The organism is Paenibacillus sp. FSL R5-0407, from assembly GCF_038009185.1.
In the GTDB taxonomy this organism is placed as follows: domain Bacteria; phylum Bacillota; class Bacilli; order Paenibacillales; family Paenibacillaceae; genus Fontibacillus; species Fontibacillus vini.
The window spans coordinates 3,552,993-3,575,660 of sequence record NZ_JBBPAX010000001.1; the positions used below are offsets into that span (position 1 = coordinate 3,552,993).

A 22,668-nucleotide genomic window follows, 5' to 3' on the forward strand; every position below is an offset into this window, starting at 1 on the left:
CTTCATTAAGTGCCTATTCCTAACTAGATGAAAAGGCCTTGCGGTAAATGCCCCTGTAATCGATCAGTGAATTGTAATGTCCAGTAGAATTTGTTCGTATGCCTATAACAAGGAATCATTAACGATACAAATTAAGCACACAAAACAAAACAAATAAAAAAGACAGGCATACGCCTCAACCCGTCGACCGATCCGCTGCATTCAATATTGTAAATGGATAAGAGAACGGAGCGAATGCCCTATGAAACATTTAATCATCAATGCCGACGATTTCGGCCTGTCTCCGGGCGTAAACCAGGGGATTGTCGAGGCTTATCAAGCCGGAGGAATCAGCAGCACGACGGTAATGGTGAACATGCCCGGCTTTACGGATGCGGTTCGGCTTGCAAGCCTGCACCCGGGCCTCGGGGTGGGCCTGCATTTTAACCTGACCTACGGCCGCCCCGTATCCGATCCGAGGCTCATCCCATCACTCATTCAAGCCGACGGTCGATTTCATTCTATCGGCGGAAATTGTAACAGAGAGCTGCGCGATATCGAGATCGAATTATCGGCCCAGTGGGGTCGGCTAGTGGGGTCGGCTCATGGCCTTTGGCTTGCGTCCGACTCACCTGGATGGGCATCACCATCTGCAGCAGGATTTTCCGAACGCGTACGAAGCTATGGCACGGTTGGCAGCTAAAGAGAACGTCCCTATGCGGCGGCCTCAGATATCACATTGGGAGAGAGAAAATGCCGCTCCGTTGCCGCTTACTACGAATCAGATTCTATTGGACACTTATGAAGCGGGTAATGGGTTACAGAAGCTACTCTCCTATCTCCACAATCTACCGGAAGGATCGACCGAGATCATGTGTCACCCCGGATATGTCGACGAGACTTTACGGGGAAGCTCCAACCTGACCAAAGAACGAGTGTCAGAGTTGGCCGTGTTTCGCAACCCGGTAGTCCGCGAAACCATCCGGGCGCTCGGCATTCAGCTGATCCATTATGGGATGCTTGGGTCCGTCTAGAACGGACCCCATCTCGCACAGTGGGAGCGAGGAATTCATTGGATTATGTACTCTGGGCCTGCTAAAGAAGGAATTCAAACCTCCGATTTGAATTCCGCAATGCGCCGAGGAGGAAAATTGACGATTCCTATAATTTGCTTCCCTGCAAATTCCCTCAACCTTGTAACGCTCCCGTTAAGCTAAACAGGCTGCCGAACGGCAGCCTACAATTTCTTAATAACTATAAGTCATAAAAACATTTTCAGTGAAGTATTTTCTAAAAGGTAGGAGCAGGTGGTTGGTCTATTTTCATACGGAGTAAACTATAAGGCTTCTGCCGCAGGTCATTTCCATAATGGAATCTCGACTGCCGATGTAATTGGTTCACGATGAAATATAAGTATTGATCTGGACCAATAGAAAAAGTATCCGGCCATAAAATTCTCGGGTCATGTGCAATGGTTTCCATTATTCCATTCGGCAATATCTTTCGAATACTATTGTTTTCATAGTCTCCAGCATAAATGTTTCCTTTTGCATCGGTGATCATTCCATCTGAAGCGCCTTTTTCCCCCCAATATTTCACGTGATACTGTAAATTCGTTTCCGGTATCGTTCGGTCTCTTAGGGCTTCCGTTGAAATCGAGTACAGATGACGACTGGAGAGAGGACAAAAATACAACATCTTGCCGTCCGGGGAAATCGCTATACCATCGGATGCCAATCTAAAGGGTGAAGTAGATCCGTCTTGGTTTCGATTCATCAGGATTTTACCTTCAACTTTTGGTAAGAAAAAGAGATCGGGCGAAGTTGCATAAGCCCCGTTTAACCTTCTCCAGGCATAACCGGTTTCTAAATCAACGACAATAATAGCTCCTGGTCCTCGGGAAGAGGAATCCGTTATATAAGCATAACCTGCTTTACCGACACGAAAATCAACTCGGACATCATTCAAATAAGTGGTTGGCAGGACAACATCTTCCGCAAATGTATACACCCTTTTTATAGTATTTGAATTTAAATCAACAGCGACTAACTTGGCCCCCCCTTTAATGGGTTCTGAGAAATTAGGCGCTCCTGTATCCAGTACCCAAAGCGTACCTTTTCCATCGGCAACGACACTTTGGACACTAATGAATGACGTTGTGATATTCGATGGGCTTACCACATTGGCTTCTAAACTAGGATAAGGCTGTAATGAACCATGAACAATTTCAGCCACCGTAAATCTAACGTCGTCTCCCCATTTTGGAAAGCAAATGAAAATACGCCCGGTTTCAGAAACAGTAACGCCTGTAGGCATGGCTCCGTAAAATAAAAAAACCGCCTCAAATTTACCAAAATACTTTTCACTCGGTAACATCACTTGTATAAAGTCCTCCTCAACAGGTTCGAACTTCTATCACTTATTTATATGACGGAACAGGGTTCAATTGCCCGGATAAAAAATAAAAAAATTTACAGGAACCCTGCAAGTTCGTATCGAAGACGGCTAGTACGACGCGTCCTAAATATGGGGGAATAGTGCAGAGCCCAGACCTGGAAATATATTGAAAAAGCCTTCAAAACCACTGCTAAAGTGGAATTGAAGGCTTTTGAAAAAATCTACCGGCGTTTTATTGTTGGTCCGGCAGACGTAATGCATTTGCTGAAGTCTGCGCTTGGTCTAAAAATTCCTCTGCTCGGGTCAATTGCTGCCGGGCCGTCTCCAGAGCTTGTGAATTTGTTGCCGCATTAGATTCACTTATCGAGCTTATCGCCTGATTTAAAGCCGCTTGCACCTCAGAAACCGCGTTAGATGCATGCAGCTCCAGCGTATTGCCGCTCGAGTGAAGTGTGCCTTCTGCCGGTTTTTTTGCATTTTCAGTGGCTAAATCAACTTTGTTTTCATTGGGCAAGGTGAGTCCCCCTTCCGCGAAGATCAATAATTATAACAGAAATAAATATGCGGTTGATATTTTGTTTGTATTCTTACGACTGCATGGGAATATACGGATCCCCCATTTCCGGCAATAGTTTAGTATAAGATCCATTGCGTAGGAGAAGATAATTTTGATGAAAAAAGGAGGGATCATTTCTTAATGAATATGCAACCGCTAGCGCCGCACGAATCGATGGAACTGCATGAAGCGTTAAACTTCAAAACGCTCTGCCTCGCTAAGTCAAAGCTTATGCAAGGCTTGGTCTTTGACCAAGAGCTAAAAGCGTTAATGCAGAAAGACGTAATTCAATCCACCCAACAGATTGCCGAGCTGCAAGCACTCTACGCAAGAGCTCCTTTCCAAGCACCTGTTCCGAATAGCCCGACACCTATAACACATTAAAGGGGACGCCAATGAATACCGATTATTTAGATCCGATTAATTCGTTAAATATGCCGGAGATGGCGGATATGACTTTTGCAATGGACTTCCTTCTTCGTGCCAAGGAGGGTGTGCGAAATTTGTCCATCGCCCTGACGGAAACGGCTTCTCCCGATGTAAGAGCGCGGCTGCGCAATCATCTTAAGCAGGGGATTGCAATGCACCAAGAAATCACGGAGCTTATGATTCGCAAAAAATGGTTCCATCCTTACGAGCTGAACGAACAGTACCAACTCGACCAGCTTTCGGCGAAAAATACATTAATGATCGGGCAGATGAATTTGTTCCCGGATGATACCTCCCGTAAAGGGATGTTTGATCGGACCCCGGATGAACATATTGGAGGACACAAAGCATGAAGGCGGTAACGTATCAAGGAATTAAAAATGTCGTGGTCAAAGAGGTGCCGGATCCAAAGATTGAGAAACCGGACGATATGATTGTAAGAGTCACCAGTTCCGCCATTTGCGGTTCGGACCTTCACCTGATTCACGGGATGATCCCTAACCTTCAGGAAAACTATGTTATCGGGCATGAACCGATGGGGATTGTAGAAGAAGTAGGCCCTGGTGTGACCAAGGTAAAGAAAGGCGACAGGGTGATCATCCCTTTCAACATCGCTTGTGGAGAATGCTTTTATTGTAAGAATCAGCTGGAAAGCCAATGCGACAATTCAAACGAACATGGCGATATGGGTGCATATTTCGGCTACTCCGGAACAACCGGTGGTTACCCTGGCGGGCAAGCCGAGTATTTACGAGTTCCGTTTGCTAATTTCACCCACTTCAAGATTCCAGAAAACTGCGAGCAACCAGACGAAAAGCTAAGCTTGATCGCCGATGCCATGACGACGGCATTCTGGAGTGTAGATAATGCGGGCGTCAAGAATGGAGATACGGTCATCGTGCTGGGATGCGGACCGGTCGGACTTCTGGCCCAAAAATTCTGCTGGCTGAAGGGAGCAAAGCGGGTCATCGCCGTTGACTATGTTGATTACCGCTTACAGCATGCGAAACGAACGAACAATGTTGAAATCGTAAACTTCGAAAAGGATATGAATATTGGCAACAATCTCAAGGAAATGACCAAAGGCGGCGCAGATGTTGTGATTGATGCGGTAGGAATGGACGGCAAGATGAGCGATCTCGAATTTCTAGCCAGCGGTTTGAAACTGCAAGGTGGGACCCTGAGCGCATTTATCATTGCAACTCAGGCTGTCCGTAAAGGCGGGACCATCCAAATTACTGGGGTATACGGAGGACGCTATAACGGATTCCCGCTCGGCGACATCATGCAGCGTAATGTGAATATACGGTCCGGACAAGCTCCAGTAGTTCACTATATGCCATATATGTACGAGTTGGTAACGTCGGGCAAAGTTGACCCTGGAGACATTGTTACGCACGTCATTCCGCTCAGCGAGGCTAAGCGCGGCTATGAAGTGTTTGATACGAAAACAGATAATTGCATCAAAGTCATCTTAAAACCTTAAAATATGGATACATGGGAGGACAAAACGAATGAATTCCAATTACGCTTTGCATGAGATGCTGGAGGTTCATGAAATAACCGCGTTCAAGACCGTTTGCATGACCAAATCAAAAACGATGCAAGCTCTGGTAACCGATCCGGAACTCATGCAAATTTTGCAGCAAGATGTTCAATTATCACAACAGCAACTTCAGGAGCTTGGTGGAGTGCTGTCCAAAGTGACTGTATAGGAGATAAAAAATGAACTCATTATTAGAACACCTGACAGGTCTTCATATGCTGACCGATGACGTGATCGCAATGGATTTTTTGATGAATGCCAAGAGCGGAGTAAGAAACTACGCCATGGCTGTGACCGAATGTACTTCCCCCGAAATCAAACAAATTTTGATGAAACAGCTCGATGAAGCCATAGACTCTCATGAAAAGATTTCAAATTACATGGTGCAGCATGGCTTATACCATCCTTACCATATTCCAGAGCAAATTCAGCTTGATCTGAAAAATATTCAGACCGCTATGAACATTTCGTCCTGACACTGTATTCATTCCAACAAAACGCGCAAACCACAATGGTTCAGGCGCGTTTTTTGATTTTAGCCGAATTAAGAGTACCACTTGCGCCACTACCTGCACAGCGCATATGCAAAATAGATTAGTGTGATACAAGGTGCCTGGTGTATGGTTCCAGCAAAAACATAAGTTGCTCAGTAGTTTCCTGCACATTGCAAGGCATAGAGTTATTGATCCACCATTCCAATACTCCAATAAACCCCGAAGTCAAAAAATGAGTGGTTACACTATTTGAAAATGCGCTGTTTTCTGACTTTACACCGATAACCTCGGTTACTGTCTGCGCAATGATATCATATAAGCGGTTGCGAAGCGCGCCATTCCCCAATGACGCGCCCCATTCAAATGCTTACTCTTCCTTTTTCCCCTCCAACTCAAAAATCAACTCATTCGCCATCCGTTTATTCAGTTCATATGTCTTGAACTTCCCGGCTTCGGCAGACAGCTTCTTAATGGTCTCGATCTGCGTTTCGGTCGGAGGCTGGCGCTCGATCAGTCCCTCGTAGTTCTGATAAGCGACCTTCAGGGCGGTTTCCGGGGAGAGCAGGTCGATCATTTCATAGATGGCTTTGGCCGCCTGATCCCTCGACAGGTCGAATCCCGCATCGGTGGACAGCATGAATTTGTCCGGGTACTTTTCCATTAGGGGCACGTAATCTTCTAATTTGTTGGTGCTGCCTGGGTTGTAGGCTGTGAATCCGGCAAAAAAATCGATGTATAAGTTAGGATGTTTGCTTAAGAGCGGTTCGATATTCTCCGGAGAATTATAGGCGTTGGCATGTCCGAAAATGATAGTCGCATCCGGATGTGCCTCCAGGGCTTCCTCCAGCTTCGCGATGGGCTCGCCGTTAGGAGGGTCGATATGCAGAAGGATGGGCACTTGATACTGGGCCGCAAGCTCATAAATTTCAGGAAGGTTACCGTCATTCGGATGCTCGGCCTTCCAAGGCAATCTGGACACGACTTCAGAGTACATAGAAGCGGCAGCCACTTCTCCGATGTTTAAATAACCCTTCTCCAGCTTGTTTCGGACGATTTCTAAGCCCTCCTCCTCATAAATCGGAAACCCCGCAAAAGAGGGATACACGTTTCCGGGTGCTTTTTGATATTCCTCCCAGGCTAATTGATCCGTGTACTTGGCGGTCGGTTCCGCAATACTTCCGAACAAAACGAGGCGGTCGATGCCAGCTTTTCTCCAGTTCTCAATGGCAACCGGATTGGGCGCATCGTGGTTATGTATATCGATCACTGTAAGATCGCGGTAAACCTCCTGCAGCTCCTTGTTAGAGTCCTTGTCTTTGCGGAGCTTCTCTATGAGGGCAACTTCATCTTTTGGGGTGTACTCGGTCAAAGGGTTGACGATCACTTCCGTTTGCTTCGGCGCGCATCCTGATAGTGTGACTGCTGCGAGAGCCAGCGCGCAAATTCCAAAATACCGCAGCTTGGCGGGCATAGGCGTTTCCTCCATCCTTAAATTCTTAATTCTTATAACTATTTTGAATATATAACAGTATGGAAAAAAGATACATTAGAAAATGACAAAAAGAGCGCCAACCTAAATAGGTTAAGCGCCCTCAGAATGAATACAAAACGAAGCTTGCGCATTTATACTGCCTTTACGGGTTCTAACAGATTCAAGTAATATTCGTTCCCGCATCCATCCGGTCTGTCATTACGAATATGTTCTTCCAGACATAATCTTGACTGGTCGGATTTGTACCTTTTGTCCTTCGCCAACTCATTCATTAGTGTTTTCCATGATAGACTCACATCCTCACTGCTCGCAAGCAGTGCAAAAAGACCTCCGGGCAGCACCATTTCTTTTAGATGCTCGGGAACAGAAATTCCATCAGGGATGGTGGCGCACATCCCATAGCCGTAAGGAGTTCCGGTACGGGTGGGCATCGGTTTTACGTTTCCTCCAAAGAATCGAGCCGTACTGAGCAAATTGGACGACTTGATCCATTCCAGCACGGGGCCCATCGCCTCATCTTCCGGGGATGTCCCTACAGCGATACTATAAGCTACCCTCATAGGAGGAAGGGTAATTATTTTGATTAAACTGTTTTCTTGCAAACTGCTCATCCATATATCCTCCATTTCGTTAAGGATCCTATCTAAATTTAAAAAACCATCTTCGGGTTGCTGTTTAAAGAACTTTAGGACCTGATCCAGCTGCTGTTGAAAAGAGACAACTTCAGCATTCCGCTGCTTCACTTCCGCGATTTTATTCTCAATAACCTTGCGTAATTGCGCCAAAGAAGGGTTTGCAATCACGGATTTAATATCCTTGATCGGGATATCGATTTTTCGCAATATCGCAGTAATTCGGATACATGACAGCGCATGCTCATCATATACTCTCCATCCGGAGGACGTATCCCGTTCACTCTTAAATAGTCCCTCAGATTCCCAGTGGCGCAAGGTGCGGCTCGTCAGCCCCATTTGCTCCGCCAATCTATGGATGGAAACAACAGATCTGTTCATTTTCGATCTCCTTTCCGAGCTCTAGGTTTATTGTAGCAGTTGACGCCGCGACAACTTCAAGCGTTTTCTTAAGCCGCTAATCTTTTTTATAAATCCTGATGCGGCCGCCATAACCTTTAATTTTCAATAAAAACATAGACTTCTCTTAACCGCTAATTTAAAATTCGAGATAAGTACAGGAACATTTTACCATCCCCGTCAGGGACGGACAGCGAGGTGTTTATCATTGAATAAAATAATTTGGATCATCGGCATTTTCTCTTTTATTACGATGGTAGTAACCATTATTCTGGTCACAAAGACGATCGGTACCCAGAGGAAGCGTTTCTCCGAACGCAAAGAGATTCTCGCGGAAGGCACCACCGCGCAAGCCGTGATTAACTCAATCCGGCAAACGAATCGGACAGTTGGCGATCAGCCGGAGGTCCTGCTTGACCTGACCGTCACAAAGCCGGATGGCGAAGTCGTTCATACTGTCTTAAAGACTGTCATTCAGATCGTGAACATCCCCGCGTTTCAAAAAGGCAAGGTAGTTGAAGTAAAGTACAAGACGATAGGCAACGAGCAAAAGTTCGAGGTCGTAGACGCCTATTTACCTTAAAAAAAAATAGCCCGAGCGTTGTCTTTTAACGCCGGGCCACTCTTATTTATCTTAAACCTCCGCGCACGGGCTCATGAAAACTGCCAAAAGCCGGCTACAGGTGTTTGAATTTTCTCCGTACCAAAGTTCGCGATAATATATAAGGCTCCAAACCCGAAAGGATAACTCCAGTCCTCCTGAAGCAGAGTATCGGGATAACCGTCTTCGTCTACCTGAAAGAAGAAAGACAACGATTCTTCATTCAAATCCTTGAAGTAATAGTCCTCTTCTTGAATCAGTCTCGGGTTCCCGCCCAGCTTGATGAAAAAGGACTGATCCCTAGCTGTCTTATCATCGTTCAATACCCCATCTGAAATGGCATGTCTGACCAGCCCGGGGTGAGTAAAGCGGTCTTTGGCGCTCTCTGCTGAAGCCGGATGCTCGAACACCTTGATCGAACAATGGGGATACATATTGTTGTCCAAATAATCCTCATATTCAGCGGGAATAAAGATGGAAATCATGCTGCCAGGCTTGAAGGGATTCAATAAACTTAGGTAAAAGTAATAGGTTTGGTCCCCTTCATGAATGTCTTGATCATCAAAATAGGCAGGCGCATTTCCGCCGACCCAGCTTGCACTATTTTCCGATACCGGACCCGGAATCGCTTGATACAGCATACACGCTGTTCTCTTTGCAAACATGTCCGTGAAGTAGTCCATAACCTTCTCCTTCCCAAGTCAATGAGTGTCCGTAACCGTGAAATGTTACGCTAAAAACTCGGCCAAATCGATTTCGCGCTTCTCATATTCCGCACCAATATTTTTCAATTGGGCCTCCACGTTTGCGGCACCCTGTTCAATCCCTTTATACACTAACAAAGGCACGTCCGATAAATAGGATCTCGCTTGCGGAATGTCGCAGGAGAAAGCTTTTTTGATGAACAACAAGGTTTTAAGCTTGTCCTTGCCTTCCCCTGTAATGAATACTTTGCAGTAATTGTATGATACTTCTTCATCAAGATCGCCATCGAAGCCTCGCGGTAATAAGGTGCTGCGAAGAAACTCCGCCAAACTGTCATATGCAATTTCAAAGTCCCATCGGCCCGTACCGTGCATCGCCGTATAAACGACGGTATCGCCTCTGGACAAATCGAGACAGTAGGGGTCGCCCTCATCCGAAGCAATGACAAGATGATGCTCAGGCCAATCCGAAATGGGTTCCTTCGTAACGGGATTATAGTTGTACCCCCATTGCCCCCCTGGCAGTTCCTTTGCCCCATAAATATCCAAATTAATATATTCGTCCGTGCTCCAGCCTACCGATTCGGGAATATAATTTCGTAAGAAGTAGGCATATTCCTCAGGCAAGCGCCATGTGTCGAAAACGGTGCGCAGGTCTTCTGCCTCGGCTTCCGTCCCAAGCTGCATGGGGTACTTCGCGTAAAATTCGGGATCTTGCTTGCGCATAGCTTCTAAAGTTGTCCGCATCTTCTCGATGACGTCATCGATTTCCTGGTATTTCTTCTCCAAAACTCATCCTCCTTTTCGGCAGATTCATTTGCACTATTCCGCAGTTGAATCATTCATATTCCGGTCCATAATTGTCGTTATTCTCATACCTAGGATACATCGATTTAGCAATCTTTTACAACTGCCTATCGACTCTATGGACCGGAATACAAAATCACAAATCAGAGATGAGATCCGCCGCTGGCATCTATGCATTGGCCGGTTACCCAGCGGCTGTCCGGTGAGGCAAGGAATGCAGCAATGTCCGCGACATCTTCGGGTTCTCCCCATCGATTAAAGACGGAAAGACCGGCCGCAAACTGTTGTCCCTGAGGATCTTGCAGCGTACCTGCATTCATTTCCGTGTTAATGATCCCGGGCTGAATGGCATTGACCGTAATATGGCGGCTTCCCAACTGTTTGGCCAGAAGAAGCGTAAACGTATCGATCGCCCCTTTTGACATACTGTAGGTGAATACGCTTGGAGATGCCGCCCTTGTCACGAAAGAGGAAATATTAATAATGCGTCCTCCGTCATTTAATCGCGGTAAAGCTTGCTGCGTAACGAAAAGCGGGGCTTTGACGTTAATCTTCATAACCTCGTCGAAAGATTGTTCCGTCGCCTCCTCCAGGCCCATGATTTGGCCGATTCCGGCATTGTTGACAAGAATGTCGAACCGGTGATCTTGGCCCCTATGTTCCTTGACGGCATGATCGAATGCTGCAAACAGCTCATGTACGCCTTCCAGCGTACTCAGATCAGCACCGATTGCGCACGCCTGCCCTCCGTTTGACTCAATCTGACGAACGACGTCCTCTGCTTCGTGTATTCTTGTTCCATAGTGAACGGCGACAAAGGCGCCCTCCGCGGCCAGACGCAATGCGATGCTGCGGCCAATTCCCCGGCTTGCTCCGGTGACCAGAGCGATTTTACCCTTCAAAATACTCATTGATTCAACTCCTTTGCTGGATTTGAATATAGGTATACCACGGGGTAAGATTTGAAATGTTGCTGTCTAATTCCGTTAAGAATGCCCGCAAAAAAAATATGCATTTGCTTAAAAAAAATTCTTGCTCATTAATCCCTATCCTGCTATTATGAAGGAGCATTAATTTTGGAAAGCTAATATTCAAGGTATGTAGGATCTTTCCAAGCAGATAATTTTGACCACTTCCCAAAGAAGTTAAGGCCATACGGACAGCCGGGTCAAATGCCGATTGGCAACTTTCGTTGCCTTATTGATTGAGTTAAAAGCTCAAATTTTATAAGTTGGTTACTTTACAACCAGTGCATATGCACATCAACTTGTGAAACGGTCAATAAGAGTGGTAAAAGTGATTATTTGCTATATAGACTCTGATCCTAACATGATATATCTGAATATTAAGTCCTTTCCATGAAACTATAAGTTTTATGGCTGACTGACGAGCGCACAAGTAGTTTGTCCAGTCATGCTTAAATGCTTATTGGGACTGTCTTAATATCTGACTATATCAAAGCAAGTGTGATGCGCATGGAATGCGTATTTCGCTTGCTTTTTTTGTTGCCGTTTTTACATTGAACCAAATCCAAGACAAAATCCAATTGAGTTAGGAGATCGAGAAATGGGAAAAGCACTTATCATTGGCGCCGGCGGCGTAGCATCTGTAGCAGTTCATAAATGCGTTCAAAACAGCGAGGTATTCGAAGAGATCTGTATTGCGAGCCGTACAAAGTCCAAATGCGACGACTTGAAGGCGAAGCTCGACGGCGGCAAAACGAAAATCACAACTGCCCAGGTCGATGCAGACAACGTGGATGAGCTGATTGCTCTGATTAACGAATACAAACCGGATATCGTCATGAATTTGGCTCTCCCTTACCAGGATTTGACGATCATGGACGCTTGCCTCGCGACCAAAACACATTACATGGATACGGCGAACTACGAGCCGGAAGATACGGCAAAATTCGAATATAAATGGCAATGGGAATACCGCGAGCGCTTTGAAAAAGCCGGCATCACGGCACTTTTGGGCAGCGGGTTCGACCCGGGCGTTACCGGCGTATTCTCCGCTTATGCGCTGAAGCACTATTTTGACGAAATCGAATATATCGACATTCTGGATTGCAACGGCGGCGATCACGGCTATCCGTTCGCAACCAACTTCAACCCGGAAATCAACATCCGTGAAGTGTCCGCCAACGGACGCTACTGGGAAAACGGGCAATGGATCGAAACAAAGCCGATGGAAATCAAGCGCGAGTACAACTTCGCCGAAGTCGGCCAAAAAGATATGTACCTGCTGTACCATGAAGAACTCGAATCCCTTGCACAAAATATCCCTGGACTGAAGCGCATCCGCTTCTTCATGACTTTCGGCCAAAGCTACCTCATGCACCTGAAGGCGCTTGAGAACGTAGGCATGACTTCCATCGAGCCGATCGAATACGAAGGAAAGCAAATTATTCCGCTTCAATTCCTGAAGGCCGTGCTTCCGGATCCGGCATCCCTTGGACCTCGTACCGTGGGCAAAACGAACATCGGCTGCATTTTCAAAGGCAAAAAAGACGGCCAAGACAAGACTTACTATGTCTACAATGTTTGCGACCACCAAGAGTGCTATAGAGAAGTAGGCTCTCAAGCTATCTCTTATACGACGGGCGTTCCTGCCATGATCGGTGCGGCCATGGTCATGACCGGCAAATGGAACAAACCGGGCGTATTCAATATCGAAGAGTTCGATCCGGATCCATTCATGGAAGAGCTGAACAAATGGGGACTTCCTTGGGTAGAAGACTTCAATCCGGTGCTTGTCGACGCCTTGCCTGAAGAAGCTAGAAAGCCGGAGCTCGTTCGCTAAGATGCGGTTCGAGGAATTACCGACACCCTGCTTTGTAGTCGATGAGGCGCTCATCGAGAAAAACCTGAAAATCCTGAACGGGGTTATGCAGCGTACCGGAGCCAAGATCGTGCTGGCACAAAAGGCTTTCTCCATGACCGCCATGTACCCCCTCATCGGACAATACCTGAGCGGCACGACCGCAAGCGGTTTGTTCGAAGCACGTCTGGGTCACGAGGAAATGGGCAAAGAAACCCACGTCTTTGCCCCAGCCTATCGGGAAGATGAAATCGATGAAATTGTATCCATTTGCGATCATATTATCTTCAATTCCTTCTCCCAGCTGGAGAAGTATAAATCCAAAGCGTTGGCTGCCGGCAGAAAAGTGGGAGTGCGCATCAACCCGGAATGCTCCACGCAAGAGGGTCATGAAATTTATGACCCTTGTTCGCCGGGATCCAGATTTGGCGTAAAGCGGGATGATTTCCGTCCGGAACTGCTTGAAGGCGTCTCGGGGCTGCACTTCCATACGCTTTGCCAGCAAAACTCGGACGATTTGGAGACCACGCTGAATGCGGTGGAGGAAAAGTTCGGGGAATGGCTGCCGCAGATGGAATGGATCAATTTTGGCGGCGGTCACCATATCACAAGAGAAGACTATGATATTCCGAGACTGGAAGCTTGCATTAAGCGCATGCAGGACAAATACGGTCTGGAAGTCTACCTTGAACCCGGTGAAGCCATCGCGCTCAATGCGGGCTATATGGTCACCTCGGTATTGGATATCCATAAGAACGGCATCGAGATTGCCATCGTGGACACTTCGGCCACATGCCATATGCCGGATGTCCTGGAAATGCCGTATCGTCCGCCGCTGTTCGGCTCGGGCGAAGCCGGCGAGAAGCCATACACCTATCGGCTTGGCGGTCCGACCTGCCTGACGGGCGATGTGATCGGGGATTATTCCTTCGATCAGCCCCTCAAGAACGGCGACCGGTTGGTGTTTGGGGACATGGCCATCTACTCCATGGTCAAAACCAACACCTTCAACGGAATGCCGCTGCCGGCTATCGCTGTGCAGGAGAAAGACGGCAATTGCCGCATCGTTCGCCAATTCGGCTATGAAGATTTCAAAGTAAGACTGGCGTAATGCCGTTGCAGAGAAAGACTCCCGCTATGGAACCAACATAGCGGGAGTCTTTTTGAATTAGAGAGAGGATCAGGCTATTGCTATGCTTTTAAGAAATCGGGCTTCAAGAAACTCGGATTCGGATATTTATAGAATCCTTCCCCTGCTGCTGCTCCGAGTTTTCCCTTATCGACGTACTCCGATTTGAGCATTTCTGCAATTTTCTTGAACTCGGGATCCCCGGAGGCCTCCGCTTTGGCCAAACCGATATTATATGCCGTGTTAATCCCTACCACATCCAAAATCGCAAATGGCCCCTGCGGGGCGCCCGTCGCTACCATCCACGTTTTATCGATCGTTTCGACGTCCGCTACCTCCCGGATTAAGAGCTGCTGGGCCGCTTCCAGCAAAGGAACCAGCAAGGAATTCAGAATATAGCCAGGTTGTTCCTTATGCAGCGGCAATGCTACCATGCCGATCGCCTTGGCAAAAGCGACGACATCCTGAAACACCGCCATATCCGTTCCCGGATGCTTCATAATTTCCGCCGTGTTGTTCTTCCAAATCTCGTTGGCGAAGTGCAAAGCGAGAAATTTCTGCGGCCGCCCTGTCGCCTCCGCAAATTGGCTCGGTAATAACGTAGAGGAATTCGTTGCAAATACCGTCTTCTCCGGAGCTACTTTTCCCAGATCCGTATAAAAATCGGTTTTAATCTGCACCACTTCGGGAACCGCCTCAATGACGAGGTCCGCCTCCGTAACTGCCTTGGACAGGTCACTGCTGAATGAAATACGATTATATGCCTCGTCCACTTCTTGCCCGGTCGCGTTCAAGTCCTGCCGATAATGAGACTTCAAGTCCGAAATTCTTTCTTTCGCACGTTCCAGGGCCGGGTCATTGATATCGTATACCGTTACATTGAAGCCTTTAAAGGCGGTTTGATAAGCGATTTGACTGCCCAGTACGCCGCTTCCGGCAACCGTAATATTTTTATAATTCATGACGGATTCTCCTGTTCGTTATTCTAAAATTCGCGTGAATCCCCCCTAGTTTCCTCGTTAGAGGCTGCGAATATTCCTCATCCTTTTTTATAAGCGCGTGGGACCTTCCATCTATTGACAAACTGGTTAAATAAATTATATTTAGATCATTCCATCGGGTCAGGAGGATGACTGTGAAGAAGCCTTTGTTAAACCTTATCGCCGGGATCTTATTCATCATCGTTGCGTTTCTCTCCGGAGCCTATGTTCTTGGCAATCTCATTATGAAAATGTTATTTGATGCCTACACAGATTTGTTATTTGTAATGCTTCTCGCCTTCGTTGCGTCTATCGCAGCTTCCGCTTATTTCTTAACGCAATATAGCAAAAAAGCCCGCAAAGCGGGCTAATAGCAGGCGGACCTTTTACAGCAGGCCGAACCGTTTCTTCTTATAAAATGGGGTGAGATCCTTCACCTCATTGTTGGCCCAGTCGTTCAGTTCGACCAAATCCAGAAGGTGTCCCTTCAGATGCGGGGAGGCTGCGGCGGCAATCCCGCCAAATACTTCTTCTTTATTTCCCTCAAAGTCCACGATCAGGAGATAGCCTTGTTCGTTACCCTTGACCATCCATCTTAAATAAGCCTTTTTTATAGCTTTCTGAGTTTTCATGTAAGCCTTCACCGCATCGATCATTTCCGTGGGGTACGCCTTAGGTTCCCCAAGCAATACCTCGGTATCTTTCGGCACGGTGATCTCTTGAATCGTTTCGCTCGGCGTCTCATCTTCAGCCTCGCTTGAAGTCTCGCTTGGTACTGTATTTGGAGCCTCACTTGGAGCCGCGCTTTGGGCCTCGCGTCGCTCCTCTTTATATGCTTCAATTCGCTGCTTATTCTTGTCATCGATCTGAAGCGGAATGCCCCGGTAATTGACCACGATGCCGTCCATGCTCTCGGATAAGGCGATCATATCTTCGTAAGTCACGATATTGCTGCTCCATACCGTCTTGTCGTATGCCTTTTCGAATTCAAGCCAGTCCGTAAATACCGGCAGCCAAGATGAATCCTCTTTTCCTCCCAGGACCGCAAAATGAAGGATGGTCCCTTCCTTCAATGTGGTCATGCCTTGCTCGTTAGGGGTCGATGGAGATTGTTCCTTCAATTGCATAGGCAGCAAATACTTCGCCTGAATGACCTCGTCGAGCATTCGGCCCTCCAGGTGTTGAAGAAGCTGCTGTTTGCCCTCAAAGGATTGTCCGGAACTCATCGTCTGAAAAAAGGAAATCAGCGCATGCTGCAAGCCCGGGTTCGTTACGGGAATGCTGATCTCAGGTGTATCGCTAAAATCCGGGGGCGGTAAAAGCTCGTCCCTGTCCAATTCGATCATGTACTGTCCATTATCCATGATGATTCTACGGATCCCTAAGATATGAAACTCTCCGAGCGTCTTCATGATTTCTTCTCTTTCGAGCTTCTTCATTTCAAGCATCAGGAGCTGCTGCCTGAAATAATCCTCCGCATTAGCGGCATACTCCTCCTTCGAAAACATCCAAACCCGGCCCTCGGGATCCAGGTAGGGATAGCCCGTTCTCTTTTCGTAGGCGATAAATAGCGATTCGGCGTCTTTAATCTTATCTTTCAGCACACCGAGGAATAGCTTGATTCTTTCATCCACTTGATCGCCGGGAAGGGCACCCTTCTCTTTGAAATATTTTGCGGAATGAATTAAGAAGATCAGCTCTTGAATCTCTAACTCGCCGCACTCCTCCAGTAATATATAAGGACTTAACAGAAACTTCTTCCCAATCTCGTCTTTTCTTGCTTCGTTCATCGAAAACGTCCCTTCCTATTTACTGATGATTAATCGAATACGGGCCTTGTTGCAATTCAATCTTCCCATGTATAAACCACTTCTTCAAGCAGTAAACATAATCCTGGTTTTCAGTGTATGATTTGTTCAGCTAAACAAAAAGCGCCACCTCGCGGTAGGCGCTTTAAAGCTATAAGCTAAACTTTAACCAAAGTACTTGTTTCTCTTCCATTCGTTTGGAACAAAGACAATGTGCCATCTTCCATCCGGTATATCTTGTCGCAGTATTCAAGCATACGCTCATCATGGGTAACCATGATTGCCGCCTTATGGCGTGATTTTACTTCATTCGCGATAAGCTCGACGACTTCATGGGCCCGCTTGGTGTCCAAACTGGCTGTCGGCTCATCCGCCAAGATGACGTTGGGGTTATTGCTTAAGGCACGTGCGATTGCCGTTCGCTGTTTCTCACCGCCGGATAGTTCTTCCGGATAGCTCTTCAGCTTCGATCCAAGCCCCAGTTCCTCCAGCAACTGAATGGCGAAGGCCTTATCCTCCTTACTTACACGTCCGGACATTCTCTTCACGATCAGTACTTGATCCAGGACGTTTAAATAGGGAACCAAATTGGATGATTGCATAATGAATCCGATTTCTTGCAACCGGATTTTTGACAGTTCCCGATCCGGTAGTTTGGAGATAAGTTGACCATTCACCGTTACTTCTCCCTCGGAGGGCCGGAGCAGCGCTCCAGCGATAGATAAAAAAGTGCTCTTGCCCGAACCGGACGGTCCGACTACAGCCACGAACTCACCTGGTTCCACCTTTAAGGATACATGATCGAGTGCGGCTATACGGCCGCTGCCTTCAGCATAATACTTAGTGACCCCACTAATCTGCAATCCCTTTGTCATTATTCGACCCTCCCAAGCGCCTTTAGCGGATCAATCTTCGTAATTTTGCGAACTGATACCAACGAACTTAATACAGCGATAATCAGCAAGATAACGGAATATATAATAACGAGGTTCGTTTCGAGTTTGAATGGCATCCCCTTGGGCATAATCGCCGCCGTCCCGTAGGTGAGCAAGATACCAACTACGATACTAATTAACGATAGCACGAACACTTGGGATACAATTGCCTTACTTAAGAATCCGTTTCTTGCGCCGATCGCTTTCATGATGCCGAACTGGTTCGTCTTCTGCATTGTAATTACATAGAAGAACACACCCAAAACAAATGCAGAAATGACCAGCAAAAAGCCGAGCATCATCATAATCGACCCGTTCTCTTCTTTGTAACCCGGCATTCCTTGCACTGCTTCTGCACGAGTAACCGTGTCCGTACCAGGGAGCTTATCATTTATGGCACTTGAATCGATATCTTTCCCCTGCAGCATTATTGCATTAACGGGACCCGCTATGCCTTTATCCGAGCCCGGCGCAGCAAAGGTGATCTTTCGCCATTCTTCCATCGGAGTAAATACCGCGGTAACGTGGTTATACGTCTGATTTTCCACAAAACCGACAATCGTTAGTGACTCCGTCGAGCCATCCAATTGGAACGTATCCCCAAGTTTGAAACCGTCATCCTTCATCGTCACATTCACGATAACATGATTCGGATTCTCTGCAGATAACCCGCTCCCTTCTACAATGGCTGGCTCCAGGAAGCTGCCGGGGTTAATTCCTATGATCGCAATATCAACCTTATCCTCATTCTTCGTGCTCTGTCCTTTAAGTGCCGTCGCCATCGTACTTCCCATAGGGGATGCCGCATTCACCTGAGGCAACTGCTCCACCTGCTCAACTAATTGATCGGACAACAGAGATTTACCCATTGCATTCTGCGATCCTTGTTCAAACAAGACATAATCGGCCTTCATGTTCTTGAATGTTGACGCAGCGAGCGTCGATAATCCATTGCCCAAACCCGATAGGATGAATACCAACCAAGCCAGGAGCACGAAAATAATGACGATCATTAAAAATCGCATTTTACTATGCATTAATTCCTTCATGGCTAAAAACATGATCTGTTCCACTCCCCCATTTTTATATCTGACACATGTGTCAAATTTGATATGCAGATACATTTGTCACTCTTATTAAACAACATTTTTGACACATGTGTCAAATTAAACTCGGGGTTCCACACTAACTGCGGGCCCCTCCAATCCACATTTGGAATAAGAGCTCACTCCACTGGGGAGTAGGGATATTCAGCATATTAGGAGTATTTATCAGGTTAAAGAAGACGCCAACAAGTACCGGAAGCGGAATATCATTCCTTAGCTTTTTGTCCTGTTGCGCTCGTTCAAATAATCGGGTCAATTGCAATTTAAGGGTTAGGTGCGCTTGCTCCACAAATTCCAGGTCATTTGCAGCTGCTGGGGAGTTCGCCGTATTGATTTTATAGGCATCTCCAAGAAGCTGATGAAGCTGTGATTCTCCTACGTAGATAAGAAGCAGCTGTTGGAGGGCGCTCATCGCATCGGTTTCATCAACGGCTGACGCTTGTTCTAATACAGTGACTATTACGTGCTTCATGCATGCGGCAACGATCTCTTCTTTATTGGAATAGTATTGGTAAATCGTGCTTCGTGCGCCAGGCAGATGCTCCGACAACAACTTGAGGTGAAAACCGTCATAGCCATGTTCAAGAACTAATCTCTTTGTCGTATCAAGCAGCTCAGTTGCTGTAAAAGATTGTTTTCTTCCCATGGTATCGCCTCCTTTCCATCTATTCCATGCCCTAGATAACTCGCCGACGCTTAGTATCATGTCCACAGTTTAGCATATAATCTACCTTATCGAGTACTTGCTCTATACAAATTACTCAGCCAGACTCGATACAATGCCGAAGAACCCGCTTCAGAAGATCCTGAATCGGGTTCATGCATAGACAAAAACTCATATAGCCCTTCATCCGGCCCCTGGGCCAGTTGCCACGGACTACTTTATCTTCGGTAATCCCGAGCCCGCGACCCCCGGATGGGTCATCTCATAAGGGTCCAGGATCAAACTCAGCTGCTCTTCGGTCAGCACCTTATATTTCAAGCAGAGTTCCCGGATCGACGCCCCGCTGGCGATGGCTTCCTTGGCAATTTGAGCCGCTACCTCATACCCGATATGGGGATTCACCGCGGTAATGATTCCGACGCTTTTTTCTACGTACTCTTTCAATCTGGCTTCGTTGGCCTGGATCCCGTTCAAGCAATAGTTGGTAAATACGCGGAACGCATGATTCATCATGTTGATCGACTGCAGCAAATTAAACACCAGTACCGGCTCCATCACGTTCAATTCGAGCTGCCCGGCTTCCGAGGCCAGACAAATCGTATGATCGTTGCCGATAACCTGGAATGCGACCTGATTAATAAGCTCAGGCATCACGGGATTCACCTTGCCGGGCATGATCGACGATCCCGGCTGGCGGGCCGGCAGCGTAATCTCGCCCAGTCCGGCTCTTGGACCCGAGGCCATTAAACGCAAGTCATTGGCAATCTTCGACATGTTGACCATGCAAATCTTTAAGGCCCCGGATACTTCGGTGTAGGCATCCGTGTTTTGGGTGGCATCGACAAGGTGATCTGTCCCCTTCAGCGGTAAGCCGCTGATTTCTTTGAGATGCAGCAGGACAGATTCGATATATTTCGGCTCGGCATTCAGGCCGGTTCCAACGGCAGTGGCCCCCATATTCAGCTCATATAGCTGCCCCCGAGATTGCTGGATTCGCCGGATATCCCGTTCGATGACCCGGCTGTAGGCCTCGAATTCCTGGCCAAGCCGAATCGGCACGGCATCCTGCAGATGGGTACGTCCCATCTTGATTACCCCGCAGAATTCCTGGGCTTTTTGCTGAAAGCCAATATGCATTTGTTCCATCGAGGTCAACAGTTTATCGAGCAGCTTCAAAGAAGCGATATGAATCGCCGTCGGAAAAGCGTCGTTCGTGGATTGAGACATATTAACGTGGGAATTGGGGCTGCAAAGTACATAATCCCCTTTTTCTCCACCCAGCAATTCAATGGCACGGTTAGCGATGACTTCATTCACATTCATGTTAATCGAGGTTCCGGCTCCGCCCTGAATCGGGTCAACGATAATCTGATCATGCCACTGGCCGGCTATCATTTCCTCCGCAGCTTCAACGATCTTGTCTCCAAGGGAAGCATCCAGCCGCTGCACTTCGACATTCGCAAGCGCCGCAGCCTTCTTGACCATCGCCATCGCCCGGATCAGTTCCTCATGGATACGGTATCCCGTAATCGGGAAGTTCTCCACCGCCCGCAGCGTCTGCACGCCGTAATAAGCGTCCGCGGGAACTTCTTTTGAACCTAAGAAATCATGCTCGATTCTCATCTTATTCATGATTAGTCCTCTTTTTCCGAATGAATTGTTAAATCTCCCGCAATCGGTGTTTCAACGATTCCCTTGACCTCTTCCAAGCTCTCGCTTTGTCCAAGCGCCCACATCAATTTGGCAACAAGCGCCTCCGTATTCATATCGCCGGATAGAATCACGTCGTATTGCGCTACCTTGTGCCCCACCTCATACAGAAGCAAGTCTTCTCCTTCTTCCAGGCACTGTGTCGTGATGACGACAGCCATTCCCATTTCCGTCAGTTCCTGAACCTTCGGGAGCAGATTTCTCCCTGCAAAAGGCAAGCCGCCGTTTCCAAAGCTCTCGATGATAACTCCTTTATACAACCCTTTCAGACAATCGAATATCTCCGGCTTCATGCCCGGGTACAACTTCATCAGAAACACATCGCTGCACAGGTTCGTATTCAGGGAGAAAGGCGCTTCAGCCTTCGCAGGCTTCCATTGGTATTTAACCTCATTCTTATTTATATAGGCGACATAAGGATGATTAATGCTCTCAAATGCATCATAGCTTTTGGTCCGCATTTTGACTGCCCGGGTCCCGAGAATCACCCTTCCGTCAAATACGATATACACCCCGCCGATCTCTTCGGAAGCGAAGCGGAGAGCGTCGGAGACATTTTTCCGTGCATCGGTTTTCTGGAAGCTGATCGGAACCTGCGATCCGGTAAGGACGACCGGCTTATCCAATCCCTGGAGCATATAAGATAGCGCCGACGAGGTATAAGCAAGCGTATCCGTCCCATGGGTGATAACAAATCCGTCGTAGTCGTCATAATATTTATAAACCGCCTCAGCAATAGTTACCCAATCTTCGGGCTGAAGATTGGTACTATCCTGGTTCATTAAGATTTTTCCGTCAATATGGAGGCCGCTGGACAGCTCGGGTAAGTAGTCAAGCAACTCCTCGACCGACAGCCCCGGCACAAGTCCTTCGTTTCCTTCCACCGATGCAATGGTTCCGCCCGTAGCCAGTAATAATATATTTTTCATTCGCAACCTCTCCATTACGGGATAATGATCAACTTCCGCAAAACGCGTATTTATACTAGTAATTATAGATTTAATTTTGTAGAAATCAAGATAATGTACTCGTTTCGCGCACTTTTTCTGGTCTAGCGTATCAAGCTTATGCTATGATAATGATGCCAAAATTTTAAATCATGGGGTTTGAGAGCATGCTAGAACATTTATCGGAGTTAAGAAAAAAGAGAAAATGGTCCTTGCAAGAGACCGCCGACCAACTCGGAATTGCAAAAAGTACTTACGCCGGATACGAAACCGGGTACCGTGAGCCTTCGCTTCAATCGCTGCTGCAAATGGCCGATTTATTTGAGACTACAGTAGATTATATTCTCGGAAGAACGGAAGAGGAACAAGCCGCCGCGGAATTAACGGAACTCCTCACCCGCCCGGAGCCAATGATCTCGGTTGACGGGGAACCTTTATCCGCCGATGAAATGATAGAGTTCGTGGCTTTTGTGAGGATGAAGAGAATGCTTCAGATGGAAAGCGGTCATCAAGGGGTGTAACCCTCCTTA

27 protein-coding genes are annotated in these 22,668 nt (G+C 47.2%); 12 read left to right on the plus strand and 15 right to left on the minus strand.

Going from position 1 to position 22,668, the window contains the following annotated elements; all coding sequences use genetic code 11:
* Positions 1–241 precede the first annotated feature (241 nt).
* Together NYE70_RS16850 and NYE70_RS16855 are read left to right on the plus strand one after the other, a co-directional pair.
* Positions 242–682 (plus strand): carbohydrate deacetylase, encoded by a 441-nt coding sequence (locus NYE70_RS16850; protein ID WP_341047012.1) that lies wholly within the window; start codon positions 242–244, stop codon positions 680–682.
* The gene (locus tag NYE70_RS16855; protein WP_341047013.1) at positions 585–1,013 is read left to right on the plus strand and encodes a ChbG/HpnK family deacetylase; all 429 of its coding nucleotides are present in this window, start codon (positions 585–587) and stop codon (positions 1,011–1,013) included. The genes NYE70_RS16850 and NYE70_RS16855 overlap by 98 nt, the downstream gene beginning before the upstream one ends.
* Before the next feature lie 256 nt (positions 1,014–1,269).
* Here the strand turns inward: NYE70_RS16855 and NYE70_RS16860 are convergent, their stop codons facing one another.
* Positions 1,270–2,355 (minus strand): L-dopachrome tautomerase-related protein, encoded by a 1,086-nt coding sequence (locus NYE70_RS16860; protein WP_341047617.1) that lies wholly within the window; start codon positions 2,353–2,355, stop codon positions 1,270–1,272.
* 253 nt (positions 2,356–2,608) lie between these two features.
* Positions 2,609–2,890, minus strand: coding sequence for a hypothetical protein (locus tag NYE70_RS16865; RefSeq protein WP_341047015.1), 282 nt, complete (start codon positions 2,888–2,890; stop codon positions 2,609–2,611).
* A gap of 183 nt (positions 2,891–3,073) precedes the next feature.
* On the opposite strand from NYE70_RS16865, the gene NYE70_RS16870 reads away from it, so the two are divergent.
* The 5 genes from NYE70_RS16870 to NYE70_RS16890 are packed head-to-tail and all read left to right on the plus strand — an operon-like array spanning position 3,074 to position 5,383.
* Positions 3,074–3,316 carry a spore gernimation protein GerQ gene (locus NYE70_RS16870; protein WP_341047016.1) on the plus strand — a complete coding sequence of 81 codons (243 nt, stop codon included), beginning with the start codon at positions 3,074–3,076 and terminating at the stop codon, positions 3,314–3,316.
* A gap of 11 nt (positions 3,317–3,327) precedes the next feature.
* On the plus strand, positions 3,328–3,714 hold the full coding sequence (locus tag NYE70_RS16875) for a spore coat protein (RefSeq protein WP_341047017.1): 387 nt from the start codon (positions 3,328–3,330) through the stop codon (positions 3,712–3,714).
* Positions 3,711–4,847 (plus strand): zinc-dependent alcohol dehydrogenase, encoded by a 1,137-nt coding sequence (locus NYE70_RS16880; RefSeq protein ID WP_341047019.1) that lies wholly within the window; start codon positions 3,711–3,713, stop codon positions 4,845–4,847. Before NYE70_RS16875 ends, NYE70_RS16880 begins: the two co-directional genes overlap by 4 nt.
* 28 nt (positions 4,848–4,875) lie before the next feature.
* Entirely contained in the window at positions 4,876–5,076 is a 201-nt protein-coding gene (locus NYE70_RS16885) for a hypothetical protein (RefSeq protein WP_213653478.1), read from the plus strand.
* 10 nt (positions 5,077–5,086) lie between these two features.
* The gene (locus NYE70_RS16890; RefSeq protein ID WP_341047022.1) at positions 5,087–5,383 is read left to right on the plus strand and encodes a spore coat protein; all 297 of its coding nucleotides are present in this window, start codon (positions 5,087–5,089) and stop codon (positions 5,381–5,383) included.
* A gap of 118 nt (positions 5,384–5,501) precedes the next feature.
* Here NYE70_RS16890 and NYE70_RS26030 read toward each other — a convergent pair whose 3' ends face one another.
* The 3 genes from NYE70_RS26030 to NYE70_RS16900 form a co-directional block, all read right to left on the minus strand.
* The gene (locus tag NYE70_RS26030) at positions 5,502–5,747 is read right to left on the minus strand and encodes a TetR-like C-terminal domain-containing protein (RefSeq protein WP_213653476.1); all 246 of its coding nucleotides are present in this window, start codon (positions 5,745–5,747) and stop codon (positions 5,502–5,504) included.
* Positions 5,748–5,768: 21 nt separating this feature from the next.
* Positions 5,769–6,872, minus strand: coding sequence for an amidohydrolase family protein (locus NYE70_RS16895; RefSeq protein ID WP_341047023.1), 1,104 nt, complete (start codon positions 6,870–6,872; stop codon positions 5,769–5,771).
* Between the two features lie 152 nt (positions 6,873–7,024).
* Positions 7,025–7,906: a MerR family transcriptional regulator gene (locus NYE70_RS16900; RefSeq protein ID WP_341047025.1), complete on the minus strand. Its 882-nt coding sequence runs from the start codon at positions 7,904–7,906 to the stop codon at positions 7,025–7,027.
* Positions 7,907–8,132: 226 nt separating this feature from the next.
* On the opposite strand from NYE70_RS16900, the gene NYE70_RS16905 reads away from it, so the two are divergent.
* Positions 8,133–8,507, plus strand: a complete 375-nt coding sequence (locus tag NYE70_RS16905) for a hypothetical protein (RefSeq protein WP_213653473.1) — start codon at positions 8,133–8,135, stop codon at positions 8,505–8,507.
* A gap of 71 nt (positions 8,508–8,578) precedes the next feature.
* Here NYE70_RS16905 and NYE70_RS16910 read toward each other — a convergent pair whose 3' ends face one another.
* The 3 genes from NYE70_RS16910 to NYE70_RS16920 all read right to left on the minus strand — a co-directional run bounded on the left by NYE70_RS16910 (position 8,579) and on the right by NYE70_RS16920 (position 10,947).
* Positions 8,579–9,208, minus strand: coding sequence for a hypothetical protein (locus NYE70_RS16910; RefSeq protein ID WP_213653472.1), 630 nt, complete (start codon positions 9,206–9,208; stop codon positions 8,579–8,581).
* 45 nt (positions 9,209–9,253) lie between these two features.
* The gene (locus tag NYE70_RS16915; RefSeq protein ID WP_341047028.1) at positions 9,254–10,018 is read right to left on the minus strand and encodes an SMI1/KNR4 family protein; all 765 of its coding nucleotides are present in this window, start codon (positions 10,016–10,018) and stop codon (positions 9,254–9,256) included.
* A 161-nt stretch (positions 10,019–10,179) separates the two neighbouring features.
* The gene (locus tag NYE70_RS16920) at positions 10,180–10,947 is read right to left on the minus strand and encodes an SDR family oxidoreductase (protein ID WP_211024810.1); all 768 of its coding nucleotides are present in this window, start codon (positions 10,945–10,947) and stop codon (positions 10,180–10,182) included.
* A 655-nt stretch (positions 10,948–11,602) separates the two neighbouring features.
* Here NYE70_RS16920 and NYE70_RS16925 point away from each other — a divergent pair.
* Positions 11,603–12,841 (plus strand): saccharopine dehydrogenase family protein, encoded by a 1,239-nt coding sequence (locus tag NYE70_RS16925; RefSeq protein ID WP_290406756.1) that lies wholly within the window; start codon positions 11,603–11,605, stop codon positions 12,839–12,841.
* A 1-nt stretch (position 12,842) separates the two neighbouring features.
* On the plus strand, positions 12,843–13,970 hold the full coding sequence (gene nspC, locus NYE70_RS16930; protein ID WP_213653468.1) for a carboxynorspermidine decarboxylase: 1,128 nt from the start codon (positions 12,843–12,845) through the stop codon (positions 13,968–13,970).
* Between the two features lie 80 nt (positions 13,971–14,050).
* Here the strand turns inward: nspC and NYE70_RS16935 are convergent, their stop codons facing one another.
* Positions 14,051–14,950: a 3-hydroxyacyl-CoA dehydrogenase gene (locus NYE70_RS16935; protein WP_341047031.1), complete on the minus strand. Its 900-nt coding sequence runs from the start codon at positions 14,948–14,950 to the stop codon at positions 14,051–14,053.
* Between the two features lie 173 nt (positions 14,951–15,123).
* On the opposite strand from NYE70_RS16935, the gene NYE70_RS16940 reads away from it, so the two are divergent.
* Complete coding sequence (locus NYE70_RS16940; RefSeq protein WP_211024802.1) at positions 15,124–15,339, plus strand: hypothetical protein; 216 nt, start codon at positions 15,124–15,126, stop codon at positions 15,337–15,339.
* A 15-nt stretch (positions 15,340–15,354) separates the two neighbouring features.
* Here NYE70_RS16940 and NYE70_RS16945 read toward each other — a convergent pair whose 3' ends face one another.
* The 6 genes from NYE70_RS16945 to NYE70_RS16970 all read right to left on the minus strand — a co-directional run bounded on the left by NYE70_RS16945 (position 15,355) and on the right by NYE70_RS16970 (position 22,120).
* On the minus strand, positions 15,355–16,758 hold the full coding sequence (locus NYE70_RS16945; protein WP_341047034.1) for an enhanced serine sensitivity protein SseB: 1,404 nt from the start codon (positions 16,756–16,758) through the stop codon (positions 15,355–15,357).
* 176 nt (positions 16,759–16,934) lie between these two features.
* Positions 16,935–17,651: an ABC transporter ATP-binding protein gene (locus NYE70_RS16950; protein ID WP_341047036.1), complete on the minus strand. Its 717-nt coding sequence runs from the start codon at positions 17,649–17,651 to the stop codon at positions 16,935–16,937.
* On the minus strand, positions 17,651–18,772 hold the full coding sequence (locus NYE70_RS16955) for an ABC transporter permease (RefSeq protein WP_341047038.1): 1,122 nt from the start codon (positions 18,770–18,772) through the stop codon (positions 17,651–17,653). Before NYE70_RS16955 ends, NYE70_RS16950 begins: the two co-directional genes overlap by 1 nt.
* 124 nt (positions 18,773–18,896) lie before the next feature.
* On the minus strand, positions 18,897–19,463 hold the full coding sequence (locus NYE70_RS16960; protein WP_341047040.1) for a TetR/AcrR family transcriptional regulator: 567 nt from the start codon (positions 19,461–19,463) through the stop codon (positions 18,897–18,899).
* A 231-nt stretch (positions 19,464–19,694) separates the two neighbouring features.
* The gene (aspA, locus tag NYE70_RS16965) at positions 19,695–21,113 is read right to left on the minus strand and encodes an aspartate ammonia-lyase (protein WP_445323802.1); all 1,419 of its coding nucleotides are present in this window, start codon (positions 21,111–21,113) and stop codon (positions 19,695–19,697) included.
* Between the two features lie 2 nt (positions 21,114–21,115).
* Positions 21,116–22,120 carry an asparaginase gene (locus tag NYE70_RS16970; protein WP_211024792.1) on the minus strand — a complete coding sequence of 335 codons (1,005 nt, stop codon included), beginning with the start codon at positions 22,118–22,120 and terminating at the stop codon, positions 21,116–21,118.
* A 185-nt stretch (positions 22,121–22,305) separates the two neighbouring features.
* Here NYE70_RS16970 and NYE70_RS16975 point away from each other — a divergent pair, with 185 nt between their 5' ends.
* A complete protein-coding gene (locus NYE70_RS16975; protein ID WP_211024790.1) occupies positions 22,306–22,659 on the plus strand; it encodes a helix-turn-helix domain-containing protein in 354 nt (117 codons plus the stop codon).
* The last annotated feature ends 9 nt before the right edge of the window (positions 22,660–22,668 follow it).